At 44.2% G+C, this 23728-nt stretch carries 19 protein-coding genes; 12 read left to right on the top strand and 7 right to left on the bottom strand.

What is annotated here, in order from left to right; translation table 11 throughout:
* Nucleotides 1–187: 187 nt before the first annotated feature.
* Genes MSG35_RS12455 through MSG35_RS12445 form a run of 3 tightly spaced genes read left to right on the top strand, consistent with a single transcriptional unit; the run spans nt 188 to nt 3901 of the window.
* Entirely contained in the window at nt 188–1162 is a 975-nt protein-coding gene (locus tag MSG35_RS12455; RefSeq protein WP_050643928.1) for an ester cyclase, read from the top strand.
* 14 nt (nt 1163–1176) lie between these two features.
* Entirely contained in the window at nt 1177–2175 is a 999-nt protein-coding gene (locus MSG35_RS12450) for an ester cyclase (protein ID WP_348983484.1), read from the top strand.
* Complete coding sequence (locus tag MSG35_RS12445; RefSeq protein ID WP_248384086.1) at nt 2168–3901, top strand: sodium/solute symporter; 1734 nt, start codon at nt 2168–2170, stop codon at nt 3899–3901. The genes MSG35_RS12450 and MSG35_RS12445 overlap by 8 nt, the downstream gene beginning before the upstream one ends.
* A 156-nt stretch (nt 3902–4057) precedes the next feature.
* Here MSG35_RS12445 and MSG35_RS12440 read toward each other — a convergent pair whose 3' ends face one another.
* The 5 genes from MSG35_RS12440 to MSG35_RS12420 form a co-directional block, all read right to left on the bottom strand.
* Nucleotides 4058–4594 carry an RNA-binding S4 domain-containing protein gene (locus MSG35_RS12440; protein WP_136974998.1) on the bottom strand — a complete coding sequence of 179 codons (537 nt, stop codon included), beginning with the start codon at nt 4592–4594 and terminating at the stop codon, nt 4058–4060.
* 263 nt (nt 4595–4857) lie between these two features.
* Nucleotides 4858–5637: a hypothetical protein gene (locus MSG35_RS12435; protein WP_012600785.1), complete on the bottom strand. Its 780-nt coding sequence runs from the start codon at nt 5635–5637 to the stop codon at nt 4858–4860.
* Nucleotides 5638–5835: 198 nt separating this feature from the next.
* Complete coding sequence (locus MSG35_RS12430) at nt 5836–8955, bottom strand: efflux RND transporter permease subunit (RefSeq protein WP_248384085.1); 3120 nt, start codon at nt 8953–8955, stop codon at nt 5836–5838.
* Nucleotides 8956–8961: 6 nt separating this feature from the next.
* Nucleotides 8962–10047: an efflux RND transporter periplasmic adaptor subunit gene (locus tag MSG35_RS12425; protein WP_041473119.1), complete on the bottom strand. Its 1086-nt coding sequence runs from the start codon at nt 10045–10047 to the stop codon at nt 8962–8964.
* A 149-nt stretch (nt 10048–10196) separates the two neighbouring features.
* On the bottom strand, nt 10197–11609 hold the full coding sequence (locus MSG35_RS12420) for a TolC family outer membrane protein (RefSeq protein WP_248384084.1): 1413 nt from the start codon (nt 11607–11609) through the stop codon (nt 10197–10199).
* A gap of 267 nt (nt 11610–11876) precedes the next feature.
* Here MSG35_RS12420 and MSG35_RS12415 point away from each other — a divergent pair, with 267 nt between their 5' ends.
* The 6 genes from MSG35_RS12415 to MSG35_RS12390 all read left to right on the top strand — a co-directional run bounded on the left by MSG35_RS12415 (nt 11877) and on the right by MSG35_RS12390 (nt 16971).
* Nucleotides 11877–12131, top strand: coding sequence for a cold shock domain-containing protein (locus tag MSG35_RS12415; RefSeq protein ID WP_248384082.1), 255 nt, complete (start codon nt 11877–11879; stop codon nt 12129–12131).
* Nucleotides 12128–13516: a hypothetical protein gene (locus MSG35_RS12410; RefSeq protein ID WP_248384080.1), complete on the top strand. Its 1389-nt coding sequence runs from the start codon at nt 12128–12130 to the stop codon at nt 13514–13516. The genes MSG35_RS12415 and MSG35_RS12410 overlap by 4 nt, the downstream gene beginning before the upstream one ends.
* Nucleotides 13517–13538: 22 nt before the next feature.
* The gene (locus MSG35_RS12405) at nt 13539–14267 is read left to right on the top strand and encodes a helix-turn-helix domain-containing protein (RefSeq protein ID WP_248384079.1); all 729 of its coding nucleotides are present in this window, start codon (nt 13539–13541) and stop codon (nt 14265–14267) included.
* The gene (locus MSG35_RS12400; RefSeq protein ID WP_248384077.1) at nt 14243–14800 is read left to right on the top strand and encodes a hypothetical protein; all 558 of its coding nucleotides are present in this window, start codon (nt 14243–14245) and stop codon (nt 14798–14800) included. The genes MSG35_RS12405 and MSG35_RS12400 overlap by 25 nt, the downstream gene beginning before the upstream one ends.
* Nucleotides 14801–14936: 136 nt before the next feature.
* A complete protein-coding gene (locus tag MSG35_RS12395) occupies nt 14937–15818 on the top strand; it encodes a LysR family transcriptional regulator (protein WP_248384076.1) in 882 nt (293 codons plus the stop codon).
* A 115-nt stretch (nt 15819–15933) separates the two neighbouring features.
* Nucleotides 15934–16971 (top strand): linear amide C-N hydrolase, encoded by a 1038-nt coding sequence (locus MSG35_RS12390; protein ID WP_050650548.1) that lies wholly within the window; start codon nt 15934–15936, stop codon nt 16969–16971.
* 148 nt (nt 16972–17119) lie between these two features.
* Here the strand turns inward: MSG35_RS12390 and MSG35_RS12385 are convergent, their stop codons facing one another.
* Nucleotides 17120–18010, bottom strand: coding sequence for a LysR family transcriptional regulator (locus MSG35_RS12385; protein ID WP_248384074.1), 891 nt, complete (start codon nt 18008–18010; stop codon nt 17120–17122).
* A 363-nt stretch (nt 18011–18373) separates the two neighbouring features.
* Here MSG35_RS12385 and MSG35_RS12380 point away from each other — a divergent pair, with 363 nt between their 5' ends.
* From MSG35_RS12380 to MSG35_RS12370, 3 genes are all read left to right on the top strand, one after another.
* On the top strand, nt 18374–20281 hold the full coding sequence (locus MSG35_RS12380; protein WP_248384073.1) for an amidohydrolase: 1908 nt from the start codon (nt 18374–18376) through the stop codon (nt 20279–20281).
* A gap of 867 nt (nt 20282–21148) precedes the next feature.
* The gene (locus MSG35_RS12375; protein WP_228012653.1) at nt 21149–21688 is read left to right on the top strand and encodes a hypothetical protein; all 540 of its coding nucleotides are present in this window, start codon (nt 21149–21151) and stop codon (nt 21686–21688) included.
* A 31-nt stretch (nt 21689–21719) separates the two neighbouring features.
* Nucleotides 21720–22913, top strand: a complete 1194-nt coding sequence (locus tag MSG35_RS12370) for a carbohydrate porin (protein ID WP_248384072.1) — start codon at nt 21720–21722, stop codon at nt 22911–22913.
* Between the two features lie 126 nt (nt 22914–23039).
* Here the strand turns inward: MSG35_RS12370 and MSG35_RS12365 are convergent, their stop codons facing one another.
* Nucleotides 23040–23714, bottom strand: a complete 675-nt coding sequence (locus tag MSG35_RS12365; protein ID WP_172379158.1) for a DUF1868 domain-containing protein — start codon at nt 23712–23714, stop codon at nt 23040–23042.
* Nucleotides 23715–23728: the final 14 nt, after the last annotated feature.

Raw genomic sequence — 23728 nt, 5'->3', positions numbered from 1 at the left:
TAATTAATATTCATTCAATTTATTTTAAGAGAGCTGTATTTAGTGAATTGTTAGAAAACAGATCCAACCCACAATAAAGAAACATATGCAATACACCTCATTGACACAATAGCAACAAAAGGCAATATTGGATACGTAACCAAAACTAATTCAATAACGAAACTTTTGACGCATCAGGAGGCGATAAATGGCTATGGTTGGCTTTGATTCTAAATGGCAAGATTTTCCAGACTACATATTAGGTATCACTAAAGAAATTTGGGAAGATCGAGGTCTGAGTACCCTGCATAACTATTACTCACCTGACATTATCGTCCGTACACCACTCTCCATCACAAAGGGAAACGAACAGGTCATTAGCGCGACCATGGGCACGCTAGCCGAGTTCCCAAACCGTACCTTATTGGGTGAAGACGTTATTTGGTCAGGAACTCCTGAGCAAGGCATGCTTTCATCACATCGAATCATTTCAACAGCAACTCATACTAATGATGGCGTGTTTGGTAAAGCCACAAACAAAACACTGAAGTTTCGAATTATCGCAGACTGCCATGCCATCAATAATCAAATCAATGATGAGTGGATGATCCGAGACATCGCTGCGATTGCAAACCAACTGGGTATGACCTCAGAAGAGTACGCCCGTCAACAAATTGAAATTGAGGGTGGCGTTGAACAATGCTCATACCCCTTCACTCCCCAAGACGACATACAAGGCCCTTATCTTGGCGTAGGTAATGACAGTGAATACGGTCAGCGCTATGAAGACATACTGCGACGTGTAATGAATGCTGAGTTCTCAGTAATACCAACAGAATATGACCGCGCATGTATCGGCGAATACACGGGTGGGCAAACAGCTCTCTCTCATAATGAAATAGACCAGTTTTGGATGTCACTTCGCTCTTCATTTCCGAACGCTGAGTTCAAAATTCACCACCGCATTGGTCGCAATGACGAAATGATGTCACCACGTGCTGCTATTCGTTGGTCGTTGCAAGGCAAGCATGAAGGCTACGGTATGTTTGGGAAGCCTACAGGAAAAGACGTTTACATCATGGGGATCAGCCATGCAGAGTTTGGACCCTGGGGTCTACGCAGAGAGTTTACGCTACTTGATGAAAGTGCGGTCTGGAAACAGATTTTAATCCAAATCGGTTAACTATATAAGGAAGTATTATTTTGAACAGCTTGATTGAGAATTTCTACAAAACGTATTTTAACGCTCACTCATCAGAACGTACTCAAGTAGTCCACGAGATGCTAAATGCTGATGTTAAATGGTGTGTCGCTCATCCGATTAATGACGTCTCTGGTGTCAAGGCGACCGAGCAAGCATTCCTATTGCCGCTAGTAAACTCACTACCTGATGTTGAACGACGCCCTTCAATCGTTATGCAAGGTGAATACGAAGGCCGCACTTGGGTAAACTCTACGGGTTATTTTGTCGGCACATTTACACAACCGTTATTTGGTATTCCCGCAACAGGAAAAACGCTCTACTTGCGCTACACCGAAATGATTTGCATCCAAGACGGTCAAATTGTTGAATCTTATCTAATCCCTGATTTTATTGATGCAATGAACCAAGCTGGCGTTAATCCGTTACGCAAAAGCCTAGGTCATGCTGGATTAGTCCCTGCCCCAGCGACTCAAGATGGCATATATACAGTTAACGTCGACACTGAAGAGAGTGAGAAAAGCCAAAAGTTAGTCCTAGATATGTTGGCTTGCTTGGGTCGATTTGACGGAAAGCGCCTTGACTCAATGGATCTAGAAAACTACTGGCATGACGATTTTATGTGGTATGGACCGGCTGGGATCGGTACGACACGTGGAATTCAAGGTTTCAGAGACCACCATCAAGGACCATTTGTATTTGCCTTCCCTGATCGAAGTGTCGATATAGAGCTCAACATTTTGTCCAAAAATGACTACGTATCCACAGGTGGTTGGCCACACATGCACGGTACACATACTGGTAGCAGTGGCTGGTTAGGTTTAGCACCTACAGGCAAGCACATCGAACTTCGTGTTATGGATATCTGGCGACGCGAAGGAGAATTACTCAAGGAAAACTGGGTCGCTATCGATATAGCACACATATTAAAACAGCTTGGTTACGATCTGTTTGAGCAAATGGATGAACAATTAAAAGGACGTGAGCATGTATGAGTTTGGAGCTTTAAACTGGACAATTCTTGGTACTTATATCGTCCTTACTTTAGTTATGGGTGCACTCGTTGGTAGACGTGTCACTTCCGCTAACCAATTTGCATTAGGCGATAAAAATATTCCATGGTGGGCGATCGGTATTTCCGTAGTGTGTACCTATGTCAGTGCTATGTCTTTCTTAGGAGGACCAGCTTGGTCTTACAAAGAAGGCTTATCAGTGATCGCTATCCACTTAAACTACCCGTTAGTGATCTTCTTTATCGTTGCTGTGTTTATGCCGTTTTTCTACAACAACGGTCTAACCTCAATTTATGAGTATCAAGAACGACGCTTTGGTAAAGCCTCACGTATCACTCTGTCTTTGATCTTCTTAATTAAACAAGCAATAAGCTCAGCTGCAGTCTTGTATGCAACCTCACTAATCCTCGAGTTCATTACCGGTATCGACGTTACTTACTGCATCGTCATTGTTACTGTTATCGCACTGATTTATACCGTAATGGGGGGAATTGCCGCCGTTATTTGGACAGATGTAATCCAAGCAGTCATTCTGTTTCTTGGCGCATTTATCATCATTGAAGCCGTCTGGAATGGCATGCCACAACCCATGACCGAAGTGATGCAAGATCTCAAGTCACAAGGCATGACGAATGCACTACAAACCAATTTAGATTTAAGCCAAGTGACTACTGTCTGGGCTGGCGTTATCGCAATGACAATGTTCCACACCACTGTGTATGGCGGTAACCAAATGATGGTTCAACGCTGTATGGCGGCTAAAAACATGGGTGATGCTAAAAAAGCGATGCTAATGATGGGTTACGTTGCTTTCTTCATCTACTTCGTATTCATTCTGTTAGGCGTGTTATTCAACGCTTATTACGATGGCAAAGAGTTCGAAAATGGCAATACCATTATCCTGCACTATGCCAGCGAATATGGTATGCCAGGCCTGATGGGAATCATCGCGGCAGCTATTCTGGCAGCAAGCATGTCTAGTCTAGATTCCGCTTTTAACTCTATGGCTACCGTCTCTGTTTCTGACTTCTACAAACGCTTTTACAAGAAAAACGAGTCAGAGGAACATTACCTCAAAGTATCGCGTTTCTTCACGGTTATGTGGGCGTTATGTATCATCATTCCAGCCTTCATGTTTGCAACCAGCACCGGCTCAGTTTTAGAAATATTAAGTAAAGCAGGTTCCTATTTTGTAGGTGCAAACTTCTGTATGTTCGTGCTTGGTTTTTATTCTAAACATATTACAGAGAAGGGACTATTAATCGGTGTTGCTGCAAGCTTCTTGGCGATTTGGTATGTTGCTGTTGCGACTGATATTGCTTGGCCTTGGTACTGTGTAATCGGTGTGTTAGTCAATGCGACTGTCGCGTACGCTGCAAGCTTGTTGCTAACCGGTAAACAGACAGAAATGCACCTCTACACCGTCAAAGGTCAACAAGCAGAATATGCTCGTTTGAACAAACCGCTCAAAGAAGATGGTTGGTATGTTGTGCCGGGTAAAGTCGATGCACCTTGTTGGGGGCTACTCATCATGTTTGTATTCTCTCTCGTTTTACTTTGGGGAATTAACGAGTTTATTGAGAACGCACCGATGTTGATTAACTTTATCCGAATCTGCTCTGTTATTGTTGCTACAAGCGTCATCGGTTATATGATTTACGCGTTCAAGCGCTCTAAGCAATCAAACAAAGTAGAACAAGTCAGTTAGGGTTCTATTTAAATTCAACCTAGCTCATTCAAAAAAGGCTCACTAAATAGTGAGCCTTTTGATATCTGCTTAACGTAAACCTAGGTCTAACCTTGCTTGCGTTTTGAAAGAATAGTTTTAGACCAGTAGTTTAGAGCTGTACTTTAGAACTATAACTTAGAAGAACTCAATCGAGTTACGGCCGCTTTTGTCGTCACGTGTTGGCTTCGGCGTGTCCGCTTTCTTTTTCGGTTTCTTCTCTTTTTTCTCTTTCTTTGGTTCAGCCTTTGCGCTTAGCATTTCTGCTTTGCTTTTCTTAGATTCTTTCTTCTTAGAATCCTTTTTAGACTGACCTTTCTTCGCCTTGTTCTCTTTTTTAAGCGCTTCTTTCTTTTTCGGCTTTTCTGATTCTTCTTGCACTGGCTGATCACACACCACTACATAGTATTCTTGGTTGAATTCAAAGAAGTCGCCATCGTACATTTTACGACGCTTACGGGTTTCTAGCTCACCATTTACCGCTACGTAGCCTTCAGAGATGATGTGCTTAGCTTCACCGCCACCACTCACTAGGTTAGCAATTTTAAACACTTTGTAGAGCTCGATTGGCTGTGATGAAACATCAATACCAATTGCTTCAATTTCAATCTCTTCGCCTTCTTCGCCCAGCTCTTGACCTTCGTAATCAGCGTCTTCGTAATGTTCTTGGTCCATGGTGACCTCTACCTAAATATGTACTTCTGAAATATTGGGCGCAGTGTAATCTTAAAACAACGAAATGACCATGTTGAATTATGGTTCAAGCATCGAGTTAACTGGATTAAAGCTATCTTTAACGCCATAAAACAAAAGAAGAGACCTAACATCATTAGCTCTCTTCTTATTTAAACCATAGCTCAGTTATCGCTTGTTAGGTCGCTAAACCATAGATAGTTAAACCATGGCTAGTTGAACCATAATTAGCTCACTCAGGTGTTTTAAAAGAACCACTTCACGCCGACTTCTGCTTTTAGCTCGTAGTCACCTTCTAGCGTAACGCCTGTTGGTAGAGTGACATCTGCAGATGCATATTGCAGTTTCGTCATTAGCCACTGAGTTCGGTCTTCCTTAATAGGAGCGTTCATCATGATGTTGAAAGACGTCGATTCAAGTTCCACTGTATCGCCAGAAACGTTCATGTACTCAGGCCATGCTTGAACGAACGCGCCAGAATCGCCCATTGGGATAGTAGCAAACAGGTTTAGCATGTAGCCGTCTGCCGTTTCACCAAACACTTCACCGATGGTGTAGTTTACGTTTGGAAACAGCATTGCACCGCCGGTATAAGCAGGGTTAATCAAGCCAATAGCACCGACAGACATCAAGGTATTGTCATCCAAGCCCAATGCCGAGTTCTTAGTGTGAATGAAGTCCGCCATGAAGCCAACACGTGGCATCAATGAGCTATCAATTGCTGATACTTGGAAATATTGAGCTCGGCTACCAAGGTAGTCAACGCCCATTGAATCTTTGCCCGGCTTAGCATCTGAGTCGCCAAAGTTACCTTCGATAAAGCCACCGAACTGAGTCGTTTCAGTCCATGATCCGGTTAGCATTGAAGACAAACGGATATCAGCGTCAGAAGTAACAAAAAAAGCAGCTTGTGTATAAACACGAGTTAGATCTGATGGATCAATCACTTGGCTTTCTTCTTCATTCGCAAAAGCAGTACCAGACATTGCAGCTAACATTGAAGCGGTCAGTAATAGTTTTTTCATGTGTAAACCTTATTCTCATTGGAGCCATAGCCGCTTCCGTACTCACATGGCTCATGTTTAATAACTTGGTCAGAGAAATACTCCCTGCCTCCCTCAATTATCAGACGGTAAAAACAATCTTTAAATTTCATAACGAGGGGTAAAAACCATCAATAAAGCAACAACACACCTTTGCCGTCACTTTATTGAGGCTATGGGTTACTGTTGTTTCGTTTTCAGCTTTTCACGGAGTGTTTGGAAAATGGCGTAGAAGCCCGGAGTCATCATCGAACCGACCATCAGCACCATCAACATGCCACCCAGTAGTGCCAATCCAGTGGTGTTCTGAGAGATAGCCCCTGCACCATTGGCAAACACCAAAGGCAAGATGCCAAGGATGAATGACCATGACGTCATGTTTACGGCTCTAAAACGCATCTTACCGCCTTGGATTGCTGCCTCTTCGATGCTTAAACCTTGAGTTTCACGCTTCAGCTTTGAGAACTCGACCATCAGAATCGCGTTCTTAGCTGCAAGGGAAATCAATAGAATCAAGCCAATTTGACCGTAGATAGACAAGGCCTGCCCACCCGCTAATAGCGCCGCGAAGGTACCCACAGCCGCGGTTGGAGCCACAATAATGATCGCAGCAGGCAGAGCCCACGATTCGTACTGAGCAACAAGGAACAAGTAGATGAATACCAGTGCTAAAACCAGAGCGATTTGAGCCGTGTTCCCCGCCAACTTCTCTTGATAAGCCATGTTGGTCCACTCATAGGTGTAACCCTGAGTGAGAACTTCCTCGGCGATACGCTCCATTGCATCAATCGCTTCACCAGATGAGAAACCTGGAGCTGGATTTAGCTGCAAACGTGCCGCAGGTAACATGTTGTAGCTTGTAACTAGGTCAGGTTCTAATGTCGGTTCGATCGTTGCGACAGCAGACAGCGGAACTTGTTCGCCAAGCGCCGACGGGACATGTATGCGTAGCACATCAGATAGATCATTTCGTTGTTCCCCTTTAGCTTGAACAAAAACTCGGTAGCTTCTTCCGTTTAGTGCAAAATCATTAACGTATGAAGACGCTAGATGTGTCGCCATCGCATCGTTAATTGCACTGAGTGGTACGCCTAACTGACGCGCTTTCTCGCGATCAATTTCGACGTTGTAATGTGGAACATTGGCACGATAAGTCGTCATCGCATTGGTGATTTCTGGCGCTTGATTGGCCGCTGCCATCATTGCGTAAGTCACTTGCGCGAGTTCTTGAGCAGTGCGTCCAGACGTGTCTTGCACCATGAACTCAAGTGCATCACCGATACCAATACCTGGAATAGGTGGTAGACCCATAGCGATGCTCATCGACTTATCAATGCCATACAATTGCATGTTGATGCGCTGGGCAACCGCAGCTTGTGTATGGTCGCCATCCATTGCAAGACGCTCATCCCAGTCTTTCAAATTGACGAACATGGTCGCTGAGTTAGCGGCAACACCACCGGTCAGAGCATTGAAGCCAATCGCACCTGCGAAGTCTTCAATTGCTGGGTCTTGGTTTAATACTGCTTCAGCTTGACGAATCAAGTCATGAGTACGCTCTTTCGATGCGTTATCTGGCAAGAACATCGCGAGCGCCAACACGCCTTTGTCTTCAGCTGGAACAAATGCCGTCGGTAGCTTGTCATTCATCGTCACCATCGCAGCAATAGCCACTGCGAACGAAACCAGAAGCACAGCTGATTTACGCACCAATAAAGAGACTGCTTTGCCATACGCGTTTGTTACTTTGTCGAACATTGCATTGAATGCCACAAACCACTTAGCAGGCTTAGGGTTACGCTTCATAACCATTGCACATAATGCAGGTGACAAAGTGAGTGCATTGATAGCGGATAGCACCAAAGCAATACAGATGGTGATAGAGAACTGAGCAAACATCAGCCCCGTAATACCTGGCAGCAATGCCACAGGAATAAACACCGCAAGCATTACCAATGTTGACGCGACAATCGGGCCGGTGACTTCTTTCATCGCTCGATTGGTGGCTTCTTTGGCATCAATGGTTTGGTTTTCATTGAGAATGCGTTCTACGTTCTCAACCACCAAAATGGCATTATCCACCACGATACCAATCGCCAGAATCAAGCCAAATAAGGTAACGGTATTGATACTAAAGCCACCCATTTGCATGAAAGCAAAAGTACCAATCAAAGACACAGGAATCGCAATCACAGGTGCAAGTGTTGTTCTGACATTACCTAAGAACAGGTAAGTCACCGCAATCACAAGCCCGACAGCAACAATTAAGGTTTCGACGATACTGCGAATAGACGCTTCAACCGATAATGTGGTGTCGTATGGGATCGCGTAAGTCATACCGGCAGGCATGATGCTTTCGATGTCTTCCAATACCGATTTAACCGCAGCGCCTGTTTCCAAAGCATTGGCATCTGGGTTAGCCTGCATTGCGACTAGAGCAGCATCTCCGCCATTGTAGGTTGCGTAGGCATCATAGAATTGGCTGCCAATCTCTACGTTAGATACATCTTTCAGATAGATTTGATTGCCGTCTGCTAACGTTTTTACAATAATTTGTTCAAACTCTTCTGCACTCGACAGTCGACCTTGAGTGATCAAGTTAAACTGCAATGCGGCATTTTCACGACTTGGACCTTGGCCAATTCGCCCTGCAGGCACTACTGCATTTTGTTCACGAATCGCGTTCTTCACATCAAACGTTGTCACACCTAATGACGCCATGCGGTCCATATCAAGCCACACTCGCATGCCATAGGTCGCACCAATCAAATCGCTGCTCGCCAAGCCAGAGATACGAGCGATACGCTCCATGAAGTTTGCTTCAACCCAGCTGTTAAGCTCTAGCTCTGACATCGATTGATCTTCAGAGTAGAAAGCAATCGCGAGCAAGTCATCCGGCGCGGCTTTACGAATACGCACACCACGAGCACGAACTTCAAACGGCAACATGTTTTCAGCAACAGCAACGCGGTTAGATACGTTAACCATCGCCATATCGGCATCAACACTGTTATCAAAGGTAATATTTAAGAAGTAACGGCCATCGTTGGTTGAACGCGACTGCATGTAAACCATGCCATCAACACCGTTCACTTCCTCTTCGATTGGATTACCAATCACCTCTTTTACAGTTTCAGCACTGGCACCCGGCATGAACGCGACGACACGAACTTGCGGAGGCGTCACGCTTGGGTACTCTGAAATCGGCATGGTTTTAATCGCAATCAAACCAATCAAGGTCAGGAAGATCGAGATAACAAACGCAAATTTCGGTCGGTCGATAAAAAATTTACTGATCATAATCTATTACTCCGCAACTGAAACAGGAGCACCAGGACGAATACGTTGCAGTCCGCCAACAATCACTGGTTCACCGGCGTCCAAGCCATTTGCGACGAAAACATCTTGTCCAATTCGATCACCTACAACGACATCACGACGTACCGCGTTGCCTTCTTCGATGGTAAGTACATATTGAGCGAGCTGATCTTGATGGATCGCTTTATGAGGAATTTGCACGCCGCTTAACGGTTCTGCACTCGTTAGACCAACACGAACAAATTGATTCGGCAGCAGACCCGCTTCGCTGTTATCAAAAGAGGCAGAAATCGTCACCGTACCGCTGGCTGCATTCACTTTGTTATCAACAAAAGCGATGTTGCCTTGGTAATCCGTCAATTGACCATCACGCTCAAGCAGTACTGATGTTGCTTGCTTACCTTGAAGCTGATATTGACTCAGTTCGCTTTCTTTAATCGAGAAAGTGGCATCGATCGGATCCATCTTAATAAGGTCAATCAATGGGCCAAAGTTAGGTCCTACCATGTCACCGATAGAGAAGTTACTTTTCCCTAACTGACCTGAGTACGGTGCTTTAACTTGAGTTTGGTCTAAGTTGTCTTGCTGAACTCTTACGTTTGCTCGCGCAGATACCACTCGAGATCTCGCCATCTCTAGCTCCGCAATACTCAAATCGAGCTGCGACTGTGAAATACCGCCCGACTTCAACATCTGAGTGGTTCTTTCATGGTTTAGCTGAGTCAAGCTCAGCGCCGATTGCGCTTCAGATAAGGTTGCTTTTGCTGCATCAAATGCCGCTTGGTATGACGTAGGGTCAATTTCAAAAAGCACAGCGCCCGCTTCAACAAAGGCACCATCATCAAAGAGTTTGTTTAACAAGAAACCACTGGTTCTTGGTGTCAGTTGAGCAGACTCAACCGCCTCCATTCTTCCTACATGGTACTGGATTGGCGAATGTGCCATTTCCTCTGCAAGCACCACAGTTACCGGTGTACTAGGTACTGGAGCTGCAGTTTGCTCCGTAGGTTGTGAATTACCACCACAGCCTGCAAGTAAGATACTTGCGGTTAATAACGTTATTGTTTTTTTCATCGTGTGTTCTCTACAAATACGTCGATACATTGAGTGACCGCATCCTGGATTCACTCTGAGGTTTAATCTCAGGTGCCATCACATTTGATCTGTTTTCTATTCGGCGCTTGCGCCATGATTTCGAGCGAGCGCTTTAACCCGCTTTTCGACTAGCGTTTCAAACCAGCGTTAATCGCACTGATGTCTTCAGGTAAAAGCTCGCCACCCAAGAACTTGAGCTGCAGTGACACCAAAATGAAATCAATTTGCGCTTCAGTCAGGTCTTGCTTCGCCGAATAGAGCTGACGAGTTCCGTTCAGCACATCGACAATCGTTCTGCTGCCAATTTCAAAACCTTGTTGAGTCGCAACAAGTGAACGTTCGGCAGAATGAACAGAGTTGGCATAGGCTTGCTGAGCACTAATAAGGGCATTGAGGTCTTTTTCTGCACCGCGGATTTGACGCGTCACGCTTCTCCAAGATTGCTCTTGAAGCTGAAGGGCTTGTTGGTATTGAACTTTGGCTTGTTGTACTTCGTTGCTGGTTGCCCCGCCTCGGTAAACAGGCAAAGTCATTGCTACACCTGCAAACACGGTTGAGTTGTCATCAATGCTATTAAACTGCTGTTTTGACTGACCCATCTCGGTTCTACGAATCTCGCTCGCAAACGTATAACGGTACTCAGCAACCAAGCCTAACGACGGTTGATGCCCTGCTTGCGCCAGTTCAATCTGCTGCTTGCTTAGCTCAACCAGTTGTTTCTGAATTTGCATCTCAGGGTTAAATTGCTGCGCTTTTTCCTGCCATGTCAGCGCATTTTCTGGCGTTGGGATATTGGCGTCGTAACGTTCCGTATTCAGTGGATAAACCGACGTAAACTCATTGCCAGACAGCTCGTAAAGCACGTCCAATGATTTCTCAACTTCGTTTTCAGCCACAATCACCGATGCAGAAACCAAATCGAACTGAGCGCGCGCATCAATCACGTCATTTTCCGGAATCATCCCCAATGAAAATTGACGTTCGGTTTGCTTAAGCTGCTCTTCGATCGCTTCTTGTGTCGCTTTGGTTTGCTTTAACGACTCTTGCGCTTTAAGGGCATTGAAATAACCCACCACGACTTGCAAAGCGAGGCTCTCTAACGCGACTTGGTGTGAGACTTGGCTGAGCTCAACCTGTTGATTACTTAGCTCATTTGCCGCGTTCAGTTTCGCGTTATAAAGATTTTGCCCAACAGAAATAGACGCCTGTGCCGCGTTGGTGTCTATCTCGTTGAGTGTGGTGTAGCTGTTACGAAGCACACCATACGCAAGGTTTGCATCAACCTGAGGTAAATACGCGGCACCTACTTTGTCTGCACCATAAGTCGCACTATCAATGGCTAGTGCTGCACTTTTTAACGCAGGGTTATTGTCGAGAGATTGCTGATACAGCTCACTTAAGCTGACACTTTCAGCCAAGGCTCCGTAGCTCGTTAATGCTCCGGCCACCAGCACAGCTAACGCCGAAATCTTCATAGAAGATCTCGGCGTTCTGCGATTAACGGCAACCGTACTTGGAAGCATTGAAGTTTGTTTTTTCATGGAATGACCCACCAACACATCAAATGGATGAACGGACTTGCGCCCTTTTGAGTCAAGTTTTGCGATTTAGGGAGTTGAGCTGTAGCGCCGTCGGAATCAAACTTGTTCTAAGTCATGATTTACTGGTAAATACCGAGGGTTTTGTGTCGGGTTCCACATAGAATTTGGATTTAATTAATTACTTATTAAATAGATTTAAATCAAAATTAGTCATAGCACCCACTGATAGAATCACCTCATTACCTATTCACTGAGTTAATCTCGTAAATGTCCGATTTGATTTGCACTCGTGGCTACATCACTTGGTTTAACCTAGAAAACGGATTTGGTTTTGCTAAACCTGATCACGGTGATATTGATGTACTCATTCACATCAGTGTCATTGAATTTGATGGTGAAATTAACTTAGAGGAAGGTCAGAGAGTTTATATGGAGCTTGAAGAAGTAAAAGATAAGCCCCACTGGAATGCCGTCAAAGTGCTACCTCTGGCAAAACCATTCTCTGCATTAGAGTCAGTATGATGAATACTAATCAACGAGGTCGCCCTACGCTGTCGCCAGTTGTGAAGCTTGCTAAACACATTGTGAAAGACTATCAAGATTACGTGAGCCTTAACCTTCGTTACCAAGCCCAGCTTCGTCAACACTACCCAGAACACAATGCAGAACAGGTAGCTGTCATTAACGCCGACATCATCAGCACCTCCGAGGAATATAAAATTTGGAGCAGCATTGATAACCTGATGCTATCTGCGCAACGTCATTCTAATCCGACCCAGCAATGGCAAAGCATTCAAGAGAAAGTATTAGACAATGTGCAGCAGCTTATTAGCCTGTACCAACTTCGGATTAGGTCGCTTCCGTCACAGCCAAGGTCAATACTTGTGTGTGATTTCGCGGATCAACTTTGGCTCCATGAGCAAGCTTTCTCACAAAAAGAAATCTCGCAAAAGGGAACCTCTCAAACAGTAATCTCGCAAACGTTAATTTCGCAAACAGTGAACCCTTGGCTCAAAAGTACATTAGTTGAGGCGACTGGCTTTCAACAAGATGATTGGTTCTATACCGTCACTGAAAACTTCAAATCAAGCATCAGAGAGCTCAACGGAGCTTTATTGAATGGTTCAGAGAGTCTCAGTCATTTCTGGAGTGACGACACTTCGTTTGTGCTTGAGCGCATCAAGTATCATAGAAAGGTCATTCGCTTACTGATGCTGCATATTATTGACAACAAAATTGATTCACTGCTACCAAGGCAAGCCCAAAGCAGCGCGGGCAGGCCAGCACTCCCCTTGTCTGTGCAATTAATGCGACAAGAGCAAGCGCTCCAAGATACGTACCTCGAATACAGACACGCGTGTCATGCACACAATCAACCGGCACTAGGTATCGAAACACTGGCCGCCAAGGCGCTCGAAGAAAACAGCAAAGCAACAACCCAAACAAAAGCCGGTAGAAAACCGATGAGCGAACTGCAAAAACTCGTCAATCAGAGCCTAGTATTAGAAGACCAGATACTGTGCCAAGAGCACCAACTTAAAGAGCGCACCATCGATTGTTCAAAATTGAAATCTAACCAAAGTAGCGACGTTGAAAGTGGCTCGGCCATAGATAAACCCGTTAAGAGAGGACGCCCCACACTCTCGCCTCAAGACCAAATAGCTCGATTAAAAACCAAATTCGACAACATAAATCAAGCCATTGAACAGTTGAAATCAAAAACTAAGTCAGCAAACGCTGATACGATAGAGAGAAATATTTTGCAGTATCAAAGCCTTTGGCTGACCAATAAAATAGCGCACGCTGATCGCATATTGGTGAAACAAGAGAGTCCACTTGAGCTTGCTCGGCGTCGCAAGTGGGCTCAAAAGTTACTGACGATACGATCCACCTTAAGTAAGATTTAGACTTAACCTTGAGTGAGCTACGATGAGTTTCTACCTATTAAATCAAAATCTGCTTTATAACAGTCAAAGCGGAAAGCTGTTAAACCTGGCGTCTTTGCAAGAGACGCAACTGCGTTCCAATGAGTGGAAATTGCTATCACTTTTCATTGAACATTCAGGTTCTGACCTCACATCAGCGTTTATTCTTGAGGCTATTTGGGAAAGTACGCGTGCAAAATCGAGTGTCGCCACCGCGGTAAAAAACTTGCGTGCCCAACTGGGAGATTCGAGCGAACAACCAAAGTTCATCCAAACTCAAGTGATGAAGGGCTACGCCTACATCGGAGAAACTCAAGCGCTCACTGAAACAGAATACCAATCATTGATTGCTCGCCACGCTTCATTATGGTCAAAAACAGCAAACTGGGTTCAACATAACAAAACCTTTTTTATTCATAATCTTATCAGGTTCGCATGTGTTCTGTTTATCGGCTGGAACTTAGTCGGCTTATACCACAATGGCGCATTCAGTCGCCTAATCGCAGAGCCGACCATCGCGCCACCTATCCCGATGTTAATCAATCAAAACGCTGAGATGCCAAGTGATCACGACATTCAAATCTGCCAATCACTACTGATTGAAGCGCAGCAGAGCGCACTCTTCGATACTTTACCGTTACATCGTGAAAGCTCTGCACCAACACTGCCGAGATTGTTCTGGCGAGATCACAATAAGGAGGTGCTTGTATGTCATCTATCACCACTAAAATAATCACAAGCGGTTTCATTATTGTGGCGCTGATGTCTTACGTCATCAAAGACATCTACATTTCTCAATACAGCCCAGAATCGGTGTTTGTCGATCAGTATTGGTCTTATAAACACAGAAGATACCCAGGTCAATTTGGTTACTTGGCTCAATTATGGGATATACGCGTCGTCGAGACGGAGTCTGAGGTCCTCATGACTAAAGACAAGTCTTATCACGCCATGCACTTCAATTTTTTCGACCCGTCAGGTTCCGTTGCTCAGGTGACAGTGAAGTTCGACACTGAGTGGCAACGCTTTGAAAACAACCATATCCAGTTTGATGTGATTGCAGACTCAATTCGTTTAGAAGAAGCATCAAGGAAAATTGATCAAGAAAAATTCCACGCATTCTCAAGAGATATAATCCTCCGTATGTTCTCAACGCCAAGAAAAATCATCTCTGTATCGTCACATGAAATCATCACTGAATTGCCGTATATAGGTTTGGTAAGGCAGATAAAAATAGACACACCGCATTTGCTTGAAGCGCGTTAATCGAACTCGAAAAATAAACACCTAGTATTGATCACATTTTCATCTCATTACCGAAGATAAAATTTAGCGAATTCAACATTAATGCGGGATAATTTCCATCATAAGGTCTGGGTTTACTTTCTATTGAGGTTTGAGCATGTTTTCTTATGAGCATCTATTGGCATTTTGCACCACGTACGAAGCATCTTCATACAGCGCAGCTGCCAAAAAGTTAGGCAAAGACCGCACCACAATACGAGACCAAGTAAAGGCCGTCGAAGACTTATATGGCGTTACGCTATTTGAAATCATCGGAAAGAAAGCAACACCGACTCAAGCGGCCGATCATATCTATCAACGCTCCAAGGTTGTGTTGAATAACACTGAGAAGCTCAGCACCTCATTAGAAAACATCTATATGGATGAGATGCTGACGCTCAATATCTATCACGACATTTCGCTACCACTCAATTTAGCCGTTAAAATCGAGCACGCTTTACAACAAAAATGCCCTGAACTTCGTGTGCATTGGCTACACCGTAATCGTGAAGAAGTCTTTGATAGCATTGAATCTGAAGCAAACAGCATCGCACTGATGCAGCATAAAAATATGCAGCGCTTTAGTAAAAACATCGAGTTCTTCTCTTTGGGTTATGGCGAGTTAGGTATGTATGCAGGAAGAAGAAGCAAACTCCCTCACCTTAATGCGCTCTCTATTGAAGACTTAAAGTTAGACAAGCAGTATGTGAGCGAAAACCATTTCAACACGCTACCAGAGCTCTATCTCATTTCGCCTCAGTACCACCTCGTCAGCAACAACGACCTGTTATTAGAGTTAGTAAAACATGATGGTTGGGCGATCATGAGTACCGACCTTGCAGAGCCTTTAGTACAACGCGGCGAGTTAGAGACGCTCCATATACAGCAGATCGCAAATCAGTTTCACTTTGGACTAACCTTGTATTACCCAGTATCAATGGGTAACAAAGAACCACTACCGACCATCAAAGCGATCACTCAAGCACACTTCGCCCCATAGCTATATTAGTGTATTACCTAGAAATATTGATGGATCTTAACCCGCATACTTGAGTTTTTCGTTTCTAGATTCAATGCCATGATGGTTGTGTCCCCAAATTACAAAGGCATTCATCATGAATAAGAAGATTCTATCTACCGCTATTATTGCTACCTTCTCTATGGGCGTTGTTACTGCCGCCGAAGCTTGCACCCGCTTACTTTGGGATACACAAGATCAAGGCACATTCGTTTCGCGTACTCTGGATTGGTCAGAGCAAACGGATGTGCACCTCGTTAACATTCCAAAAGACAGCACTTACGTTACCCACTTAGATAACACGAACCAAGTGACCTCTAAATACGATGTCACTGGATTAACGACTTATGGCCAAATCACTGATGGCATGAATAACGCAGGGCTCAGTGGTAATGTTTTGTACGACCGAGGTATGAATACAGAAGAGTCCACTCAAACTGACGATTTAGGCACACTGACCTACCTTAAGCATGTTTTATCTCAGTTCAGTACCGTTGAAGAAGCCGTTCAATTCGTTGAAAAAACGCAGCCTGCTACTGAATTTGTACCCGGTGTTCCCGTTAGAATCGCACTGCACATTAGTCTTCAAGACACATCGGGTGATTCAGCGATTATAGAGTTTAGAGCGGAAGGTCCGCGAATCTGGCATGGCGCGGAATACACAGTGATGACCAACCAACCGGACTACGACCAGCACTTGGCAAACGTAGAGCGCTCTAAACGCGGTTGGGGCCCACAAGAAGCCCAATACTCACAAACCAACTTAGGCACAGGTGGCAACGCCAACCCAGAAGACAGATTTGTACATTCAAGCTACTACATGGGACACCTTACCGAGCCGAGCAGCGTGATCAATGGCATGGTCAAACTAGATTCGATTACTTACAAGATCCCACATGATGCGCCAAACGCGCCCATTGATGGTGTGATGGCTGGTTATGCGACAGAATACGCGGTTAACTATCACCTACAATCAGGTGAAACATTACTTCGCTACCAGTGGGGAGATGACTTCACTCAGCTTCAATACAACATGCGAGATATCCAAGAATCTGGAAAAGCGATCAACTTCCAGTTAATCCAGCCGGGTTTGATTGGAGATGTGACTGAAACGATCATTAAATCTGCAAACTAATCAAACTAAGCACGCGTAAACCTGAGACAAAGGCCACTTGGCCTTTGTCCTATTCATAGTCAACACTCCGCTTCAACCAGAGTGCATCTACCGCGCTCTCACTCTCAACTTATATTAAGTACCTTTCAAAGCGATACTAAAGGTGGGTCTACAAATTCTTAGTTGCGTAACCCTTCAGTACTTCAACCAAACCTTTATACACACTGGTATTTTCAAAACTCGTTGGATAGAAGAATGAGAGCCCGAACTTCGCGCTGTGTGAAAGCAGCTCATTGAACTCTATTCGGCGTAGTTGCTTCGTATTCACCGCTTCGGTCGCTAAGCTTTTTGGAAGTAACGCCCAGCCATTCACTTTCACTAACTCCAGTAACATATCGTTATTGCTTACCGTGCGAAAATACGGTGATACCCCCAACCACTCTGGCATGGTTTTGCTTTGGTTTTCACTGATGTACTGCGTTTCTAATTGCAAATCTTCAAGTCGAATCTCACCGATTTTGAACAAAGGACTATCAATCCGTGCGTAGGCAGCAATATCACCGTCACCAAGTTTGATGGCGCTGATTGGGTATTCCGACATGTTTTCCATTCGGTGCTGCATGATCGCAACTTTGTTGTGCGCTTGTGTCACATCAACCAAGATCTCATCTCGATTTCGATGCAGCCAATTGAGCACCATGTCTGGGTGAGCCTTCAAAACATGCTGTTCTATCTCCACCACTAAATCGTTGGGCATCAGAGTATCGTGATAGAAATCTAAACGGGTCAGTTCTTGTTGGTAAGCATTCATCATTCTTAGATGCAATCGCTCACTGTTTTGCACCAACAATTTTGACTGCTTATAAATAGAACGTGCAAAGCTGGTTGGTACCGCCTTTTTTCCTTCAATCGTAAATAAAATGGTTCGATAGCTGTCTTCTAACGCTTTCACTTGTTCTCGAATGGTTGTTCTATCTTTACCAAGGACTCTCGCAGCCTTGCTATAGCTCTGTTCGTCATACGTCGCACAGAATGAGTTTAAGTGTTCATAAGAAAACATCCCCACCGCCTTAGATTATTAATGTTTGGTTTTACCTATCATTATGCGTTATTAGAAACGTAATAACACTGCTAAATTAGCAACAAATGTGAGGCGAAGAGAGTTTTCACTCTGTATTTGAACGATAAAATTCGCTTCTCTATGTATTGGCAGTAAGCCCAGAAGTTAGCTATACACACTTATTTGAACAGAGTTACGCATTGCTAATTATGGGTTTACCGCCTCTCTTTTCTTATCACTTATCCGTGAATACAAAGAACTGACTTTCTAAGCGCTCACAGGAAGATTGATTTTCCAAAGCGCGATGGTCGACTGAATCCTCTCATAAAACAAGGTCGTTAGTTGAGAGCAATAGGATCCATTATGAAAAAGCTACTTCTCTCAACGGTTATTGCTGGCCTAGTCGCCACACCTGCTTTCGCCGAAACCTCTACTAGCCCTATCACGCTCTATGTATCGAACGACATCATTACTCTTTCAGATCACGATCATAGCAACGTAGACGCTATCGCAGTTCAAGACGGTAAAATCCTCGACCTTGGCGATCAAAAAACACTCACCACTAAGTACCAATCTAAAGATGGTTTTACGATTAATAAATCATTTGAAGATCGCGTTCTTACACCGGGCTTCGTTGAACCTCACGTTCACCTTTGGCTGATGGCGTTGTTGATCGGCACAGACTTTATTACTCCTGCTGATTGGGATTTACCGTGGGGCAACGTTGAAGGCGTAATAGGCCATGATAACTACTTAGCCCGTTTAACAGAGTTAGAAAGTGAACTGGCAGAAGGCGAACCATTGGTAAGCTGGGGCTACCATCACTATTTCCACGGCAATGAAATGAGCCGTGAGTTGCTGAATAACATTTCTGAAGACCGACCAATTATCATTTGGCATCGTAGCTTCCACGAATTGTTCTTCAACGATGCAGCGATGGAAATGCTAGGTTGGTCTGAAGAAGACTGGACTGGCGAAGGCTATAACTACGATCAGCTAGACTGGGAACGAGGCCATGCTTATGAAGCTGGAGCTAAAATCCTTCTCAATGATGTAATGGGGTTCTGGGTAAATAGCGGCATTTTTGCAACCGGGATGGAGCGAACCAAAGATTACATCCACTCTGGTGGTATTACTACCGCGATTGACCCAGGTGTTGTTGCAACACCTGAGATGTTCGAGCAAGTAGTCGACATTCTTGAAGACGGAAACTTCCCAATGGATTACTGGTTAATGCCAGCGGGTAACTTTACCTACATGATGGCAGAAAACGACCCTGCCAAAGGTAAAGCGATTGCCGAAGGTTTGACTCAGCACCCGTCTTATCAAGGCGAACAGATCAGATGGCTACCTAAATTCGTTAAGTTGTTCTCAGACGGCGCAATGTACAGCCAGTTAATGCAACTTAAAGATGGTTACACCGATGGTCACTCAGGTGAATGGTTGCAAGAGCCTAAAGATCTTGAAGCAAGTATGCGTCCTTACTGGGAAGACGACTACACGATTGTTATCCATGCCAATGGTGATCTAGGCTTTGAGACTGCACTGAACATTGTCGACAAGCTTAACAAAGAAAAAAGCAGAGACGATCACAGAACCAGCTTCCATCACCTAGGTATTACCGATAAAGACGACATCCCTAAAGCCGTTGAACTTGGCGCAAACTTTAGTGTAAACCCTTACTACACACATATTCTGGCTGAGCTTTACTCTGAACAAGGTATCGGTCAAGAGCGTGCAGAAGTGATGGCGCGTGGACGTTCATTCATCGATGCGGGTGGTATTTTATCATTGCACTCAGATTCACCAATGGCACCAGCGCAACCACTAGGGTTAGTTTGGGCCGCTGTAAATAGAATTGGTCTGTCTGGCAAAACGGTAATGGGACCTCAAGAGCGTATTACGGTTGATGAAGCAATGCGCGCAATCACGATTGATGCAGCATACACAGCACGTCTAGAAAATGAAGTGGGTACCATTGATATCGGTAAAACCGCTAACTTTACGGTACTCGACGACAACCCATACACGGTAAAACCTGAAGACATCAACAAGATAAAAGTTGAAGCAACGATTTACCAAGGTATCCCTGCTCCTGTAAAAAACAGTAACTCTGGTTTAGCCATGACTGAGCAAAATATGAAAGTTGTGAATGTAATCAACAGATACCACAACGCTCACGGTCATCACCACCATCATGATCATGACCACGATGTGTGTGCGACAAGCTTGTACTTCCAACATGCTCTTACGGCGATTCAACAAAAATAACGTAGGTACAAAACGATGAACATTCCTCTAAGCTGAGCGAAAGTATCTCAATAGCTTGACCTTCATCGTTCTCAAAAAGTGATAGTGTGACCTCAGCGTCCGCTATCACTTTTTCTTTTTATGGTACATGTTTACCGATTCCGCGATACAGAAATCCCTATATTCAGATATCTCTATACAAAGATCTCAAACTCAATTCGACACGCTCTCACACCTTCAATCCCCTATCTCACTGCTTTCCACATCACAACCAAATATCCCAACACTTCACAGTCCATCGAGGACATTTGCTGTTTGGTGGTGCAATTATTAGCCACAACATAGCTCAACAAGTGCAGCTTTCTAAATACTGGCTCTAGCGAATAGGGCTTATGCCGTGAACAGATGTATTCGTCGTTCCTGAAACTTGGCACTTGGCACTTGGCAGGGAGAGATAAAGCGCCCTGCAACTCCTCATCAACAGTGACACCTTATTACATCCTTGCAGAACCAAAGACTTTTGCATCACAGATAATTCGCAAGATACGTAGCTCATTAGTCACCTTCCCTCTATGTCCGGTCGAGTACACACCTTCTCATTTTAACTGGCTAACCTCTTTCGTGTCATCTCACCTCGCCTTATCAAAGCCACACAAATCTGATTTAATTACGCTGTTTACCACCATAACTGCGCCATTCTTCATCAGCCAATCTTCTCTTTTGTTCTCCTTTGATGACACCGGTATTGAAACGTCTATCAAACAGATGAAATGCAATGAAAAATCAATAAATACAATAGCTTAATTAAAACATAAAAACTTCAAAATTAGTTTTATCATCACCAAAATCGATAACATGACCCGGTCAATTACAACTCAGGTCAATACTATGTCTACCATTTGGGAATTAGATATGGGTTATCTAGAGTCACTTGGCAAGGAGCTACGCGGATACATTAAGGATGATGAAGTGACGGTATTACCCCAGCTTAGAACGCAATATCTTGCCGAGCTAAATGCAGTTATTGAAAAGATGGTTTCGTCTTCAGCGAAAACAGATCAAATGGAGGCATTGGTAAAAGTTTGCCAGCATATTGCGACAACAGTGAACACCTCTCGCTATCACCGACTTAGCCAATGTATTGAGCGTATTCACTCACTCGTCAACAAGTTGCGTCACCAGCAAAATGCGGACTCGCAACCTCTTAACGCGGATGCATTGTTTTTACTCGCGCAAAACCATGGCATTGCGATCTCAAGACACGACCTCAACGACGGTAAAGCAAGTTCGGTTTCCTTCGCTTATCAGCAAGGGTATCTGTCCATTTCAGAAGCGTTTGATGCATTGAGTGCACTGTTTAAACATCAACGTCATTCACAACTGGCCAGCACGCTAAACAGCCCTGCTTATCTATCTCAATGCGCTTAGCCAGATTACGTTCTAACAATAAGATTTAATTATGAAATTTTTATCATTACCCTTTTGTTTAGCTCCACTTTTTTTATCGTCTTTAGCTAATGCAAGCCAACCATACTCTGATACATTAACCGGTGATTGGGGGGGAAATCGTAGTCACATTAAAGACAACGGACTCTCGCTAGATGCTGAATACACCAACGTTTACCAATCGGCGTTTTCTGGCTCACCATCAAATTCAAATGAGTTCACACACCGTTTTGATCTGTTTGCAGCGCTTGATACCGAAAATGCTGGCCTATGGAATAACGGCACCTTTCGCACCCAGTTGATCTATCTAAACGGAGATGCGAACGACTTTGGCTTCTCCAGTTTGTCAGTACCGAATTCAGCCCATTACTCAGACAGCAGCAGCCCTTTCTTTTCATCCTTGTATTACACACATAAATTTGATGACAACACCAACCTACTTTTTGGCAAGATCGACGCGTTTGAGCTACTACGAAATGCGCCATTCTACGGTGGTGCAACTCGTCATGGATTCATGAACATTGCCTTCTCTGCTCCACCAAGTGGCGTGACACCACCATCATTTATTGGCGGTATTCTGAACCACACCATCGGCGATACTCGAATCACAGCGATGATTTATGATCCAAGAGATCGATACGATGACAACTTAGGGTTCAATGATTGGTTTGATGATGGCGTGAACTTTTCATTAGGTGCAACTCACTCATTCAAATTGTTCGATAGAAGTTCTACGTTTGGTATGTCTGGTACATACAGCACTGAAGAAGGGGTCGATTACTCGTCTTTGGGTGAGACCGCAAAATATAAGTACAACATTCGTGCTCAAGCGACACACAATATCTACGAGAACAATGACGATACTATCGCAGTCTATCTAAGAGCAGCAGCGGCAGACGGTAATCCAAATATCATAGATGGAACGTTTGTTGGCGGCCTTGGAGGCAACGCTTTCTTCTTCGACAGATCTCAAGATCAATGGGGCGCGGGCTACTATTACTACAACTTGTCTAATGCGTTACAAAACAGCATTAGCGATTTGCCACTCGGAGCTGAATTAAAAGACGAGCAAGGTTTTGAGATCTACTACGCTTTCCAAGCAACGCCATGGTTAACCTTTACCGCGGATGCGCAATACGTCACACCCGCAGTCAGTACTCAAAGCAAAGTCGCGTTGTTTGGCCTAAGAACGAATATCGTTTTCTAACTATGTAGGAGATCGCGCACTAGCCGCTATTTTTCCTAACGCACTCAATAAAAAAGCTCATGCGCAGTATTAACGGCGCATGAGCTCGAATCAGATAAAGATCTTAGTGATTATTTATACCAAAAACTACGATAGTTTGATAACAGGAGTAAATTTGAACATGTCTTGGAAAGTACAAAACTCTACAGGCCCATGAATCAAAGAGCCAAACGATTGAGCGATACGCTCACCAATACGCTTCGCAGTCTGTTGTAATTCAATTTTATCTTGCTCTTCCAACTCTATAACGCGATAGCTCAACGTAATATGAAAGTGATAGTCATCGAAATCAGGCATATTGATACCTGTGGCTGCTTTTAACGCTTCACGACACTGCTTAAGTGCTTGAGTAGACTGCTCGTTAGCTGGTTTAATACGAATAGCAGTACCGCCAATAGGGCAATTGTAAACGTAGTCGAACATCATTTCAAAACCACCTTGAGCGCCTATCTGGCTTGCTTCTGTCGCAAACAAGTCGGTAGTTGCCGATAGTTCAGCGTCTAGGTTGAGTTTCGTCGTCCATTTATGAGCTTCTCGAATTTGATCACAAACCCCTTCAAATACCGTCATGTGCATACTTGAAATAGGCAAGAATGAGAACTTGCTGCCACAGTCCATTGTTTTTAACTGATCTTGCGCCCAACGTAATTCACCAATCAAAGGGAGCGATTGATCTAAATGACAAATAAAAGTGTTGCCAGGGAATGCTCTTACGCTTCCATCTTCATGGAACTTCACACCCACACTTGGTGCATATTTCATAACAATTATCCGAT

It is taken from the genome of Vibrio sp. 1CM23M, from assembly GCF_023161755.1.
Taxonomy (GTDB): Bacteria; Pseudomonadota; Gammaproteobacteria; order Enterobacterales; family Vibrionaceae; genus Vibrio; species Vibrio coralliirubri.
The sequence above is the reverse complement of the archived record's forward strand: the minus strand, read 5'-3'. Positions and strand labels throughout refer to the sequence as shown.

What these genes read in the sequence shown, in the direction of transcription:
- MSG35_RS12455 (WP_050643928.1), top strand. Translation starts at nt 188, where the DNA reads ATGGCTATGGTTGGCTTTGATTCTAAATGGCAAGATTTTCCAGACTAC.
- MSG35_RS12445 (WP_248384086.1), top strand. Translation starts at nt 2,168, where the DNA reads ATGTATGAGTTTGGAGCTTTAAACTGGACAATTCTTGGTACTTATATC.
- MSG35_RS12440 (WP_136974998.1), bottom strand. Translation starts at nt 4,594, where the DNA reads ATGGACCAAGAACATTACGAAGACGCTGATTACGAAGGTCAAGAGCTG.
- MSG35_RS12435 (WP_012600785.1), bottom strand. Translation starts at nt 5,637, where the DNA reads ATGAAAAAACTATTACTGACCGCTTCAATGTTAGCTGCAATGTCTGGT.
- MSG35_RS12430 (WP_248384085.1), bottom strand. Translation starts at nt 8,955, where the DNA reads ATGATCAGTAAATTTTTTATCGACCGACCGAAATTTGCGTTTGTTATC.
- MSG35_RS12425 (WP_041473119.1), bottom strand. Translation starts at nt 10,047, where the DNA reads ATGAAAAAAACAATAACGTTATTAACCGCAAGTATCTTACTTGCAGGC.
- MSG35_RS12420 (WP_248384084.1), bottom strand. Translation starts at nt 11,609, where the DNA reads ATGAAAAAACAAACTTCAATGCTTCCAAGTACGGTTGCCGTTAATCGC.
- MSG35_RS12415 (WP_248384082.1), top strand. Translation starts at nt 11,877, where the DNA reads ATGTCCGATTTGATTTGCACTCGTGGCTACATCACTTGGTTTAACCTA.
- MSG35_RS12410 (WP_248384080.1), top strand. Translation starts at nt 12,128, where the DNA reads ATGATGAATACTAATCAACGAGGTCGCCCTACGCTGTCGCCAGTTGTG.
- MSG35_RS12405 (WP_248384079.1), top strand. Translation starts at nt 13,539, where the DNA reads ATGAGTTTCTACCTATTAAATCAAAATCTGCTTTATAACAGTCAAAGC.
- MSG35_RS12400 (WP_248384077.1), top strand. Translation starts at nt 14,243, where the DNA reads ATGTCATCTATCACCACTAAAATAATCACAAGCGGTTTCATTATTGTG.
- MSG35_RS12395 (WP_248384076.1), top strand. Translation starts at nt 14,937, where the DNA reads ATGTTTTCTTATGAGCATCTATTGGCATTTTGCACCACGTACGAAGCA.
- MSG35_RS12390 (WP_050650548.1), top strand. Translation starts at nt 15,934, where the DNA reads ATGAATAAGAAGATTCTATCTACCGCTATTATTGCTACCTTCTCTATG.
- MSG35_RS12385 (WP_248384074.1), bottom strand. Translation starts at nt 18,010, where the DNA reads ATGTTTTCTTATGAACACTTAAACTCATTCTGTGCGACGTATGACGAA.
- MSG35_RS12380 (WP_248384073.1), top strand. Translation starts at nt 18,374, where the DNA reads ATGAAAAAGCTACTTCTCTCAACGGTTATTGCTGGCCTAGTCGCCACA.
- MSG35_RS12375 (WP_228012653.1), top strand. Translation starts at nt 21,149, where the DNA reads ATGTCTACCATTTGGGAATTAGATATGGGTTATCTAGAGTCACTTGGC.
- MSG35_RS12370 (WP_248384072.1), top strand. Translation starts at nt 21,720, where the DNA reads ATGAAATTTTTATCATTACCCTTTTGTTTAGCTCCACTTTTTTTATCG.
- MSG35_RS12365 (WP_172379158.1), bottom strand. Translation starts at nt 23,714, where the DNA reads ATGAAATATGCACCAAGTGTGGGTGTGAAGTTCCATGAAGATGGAAGC.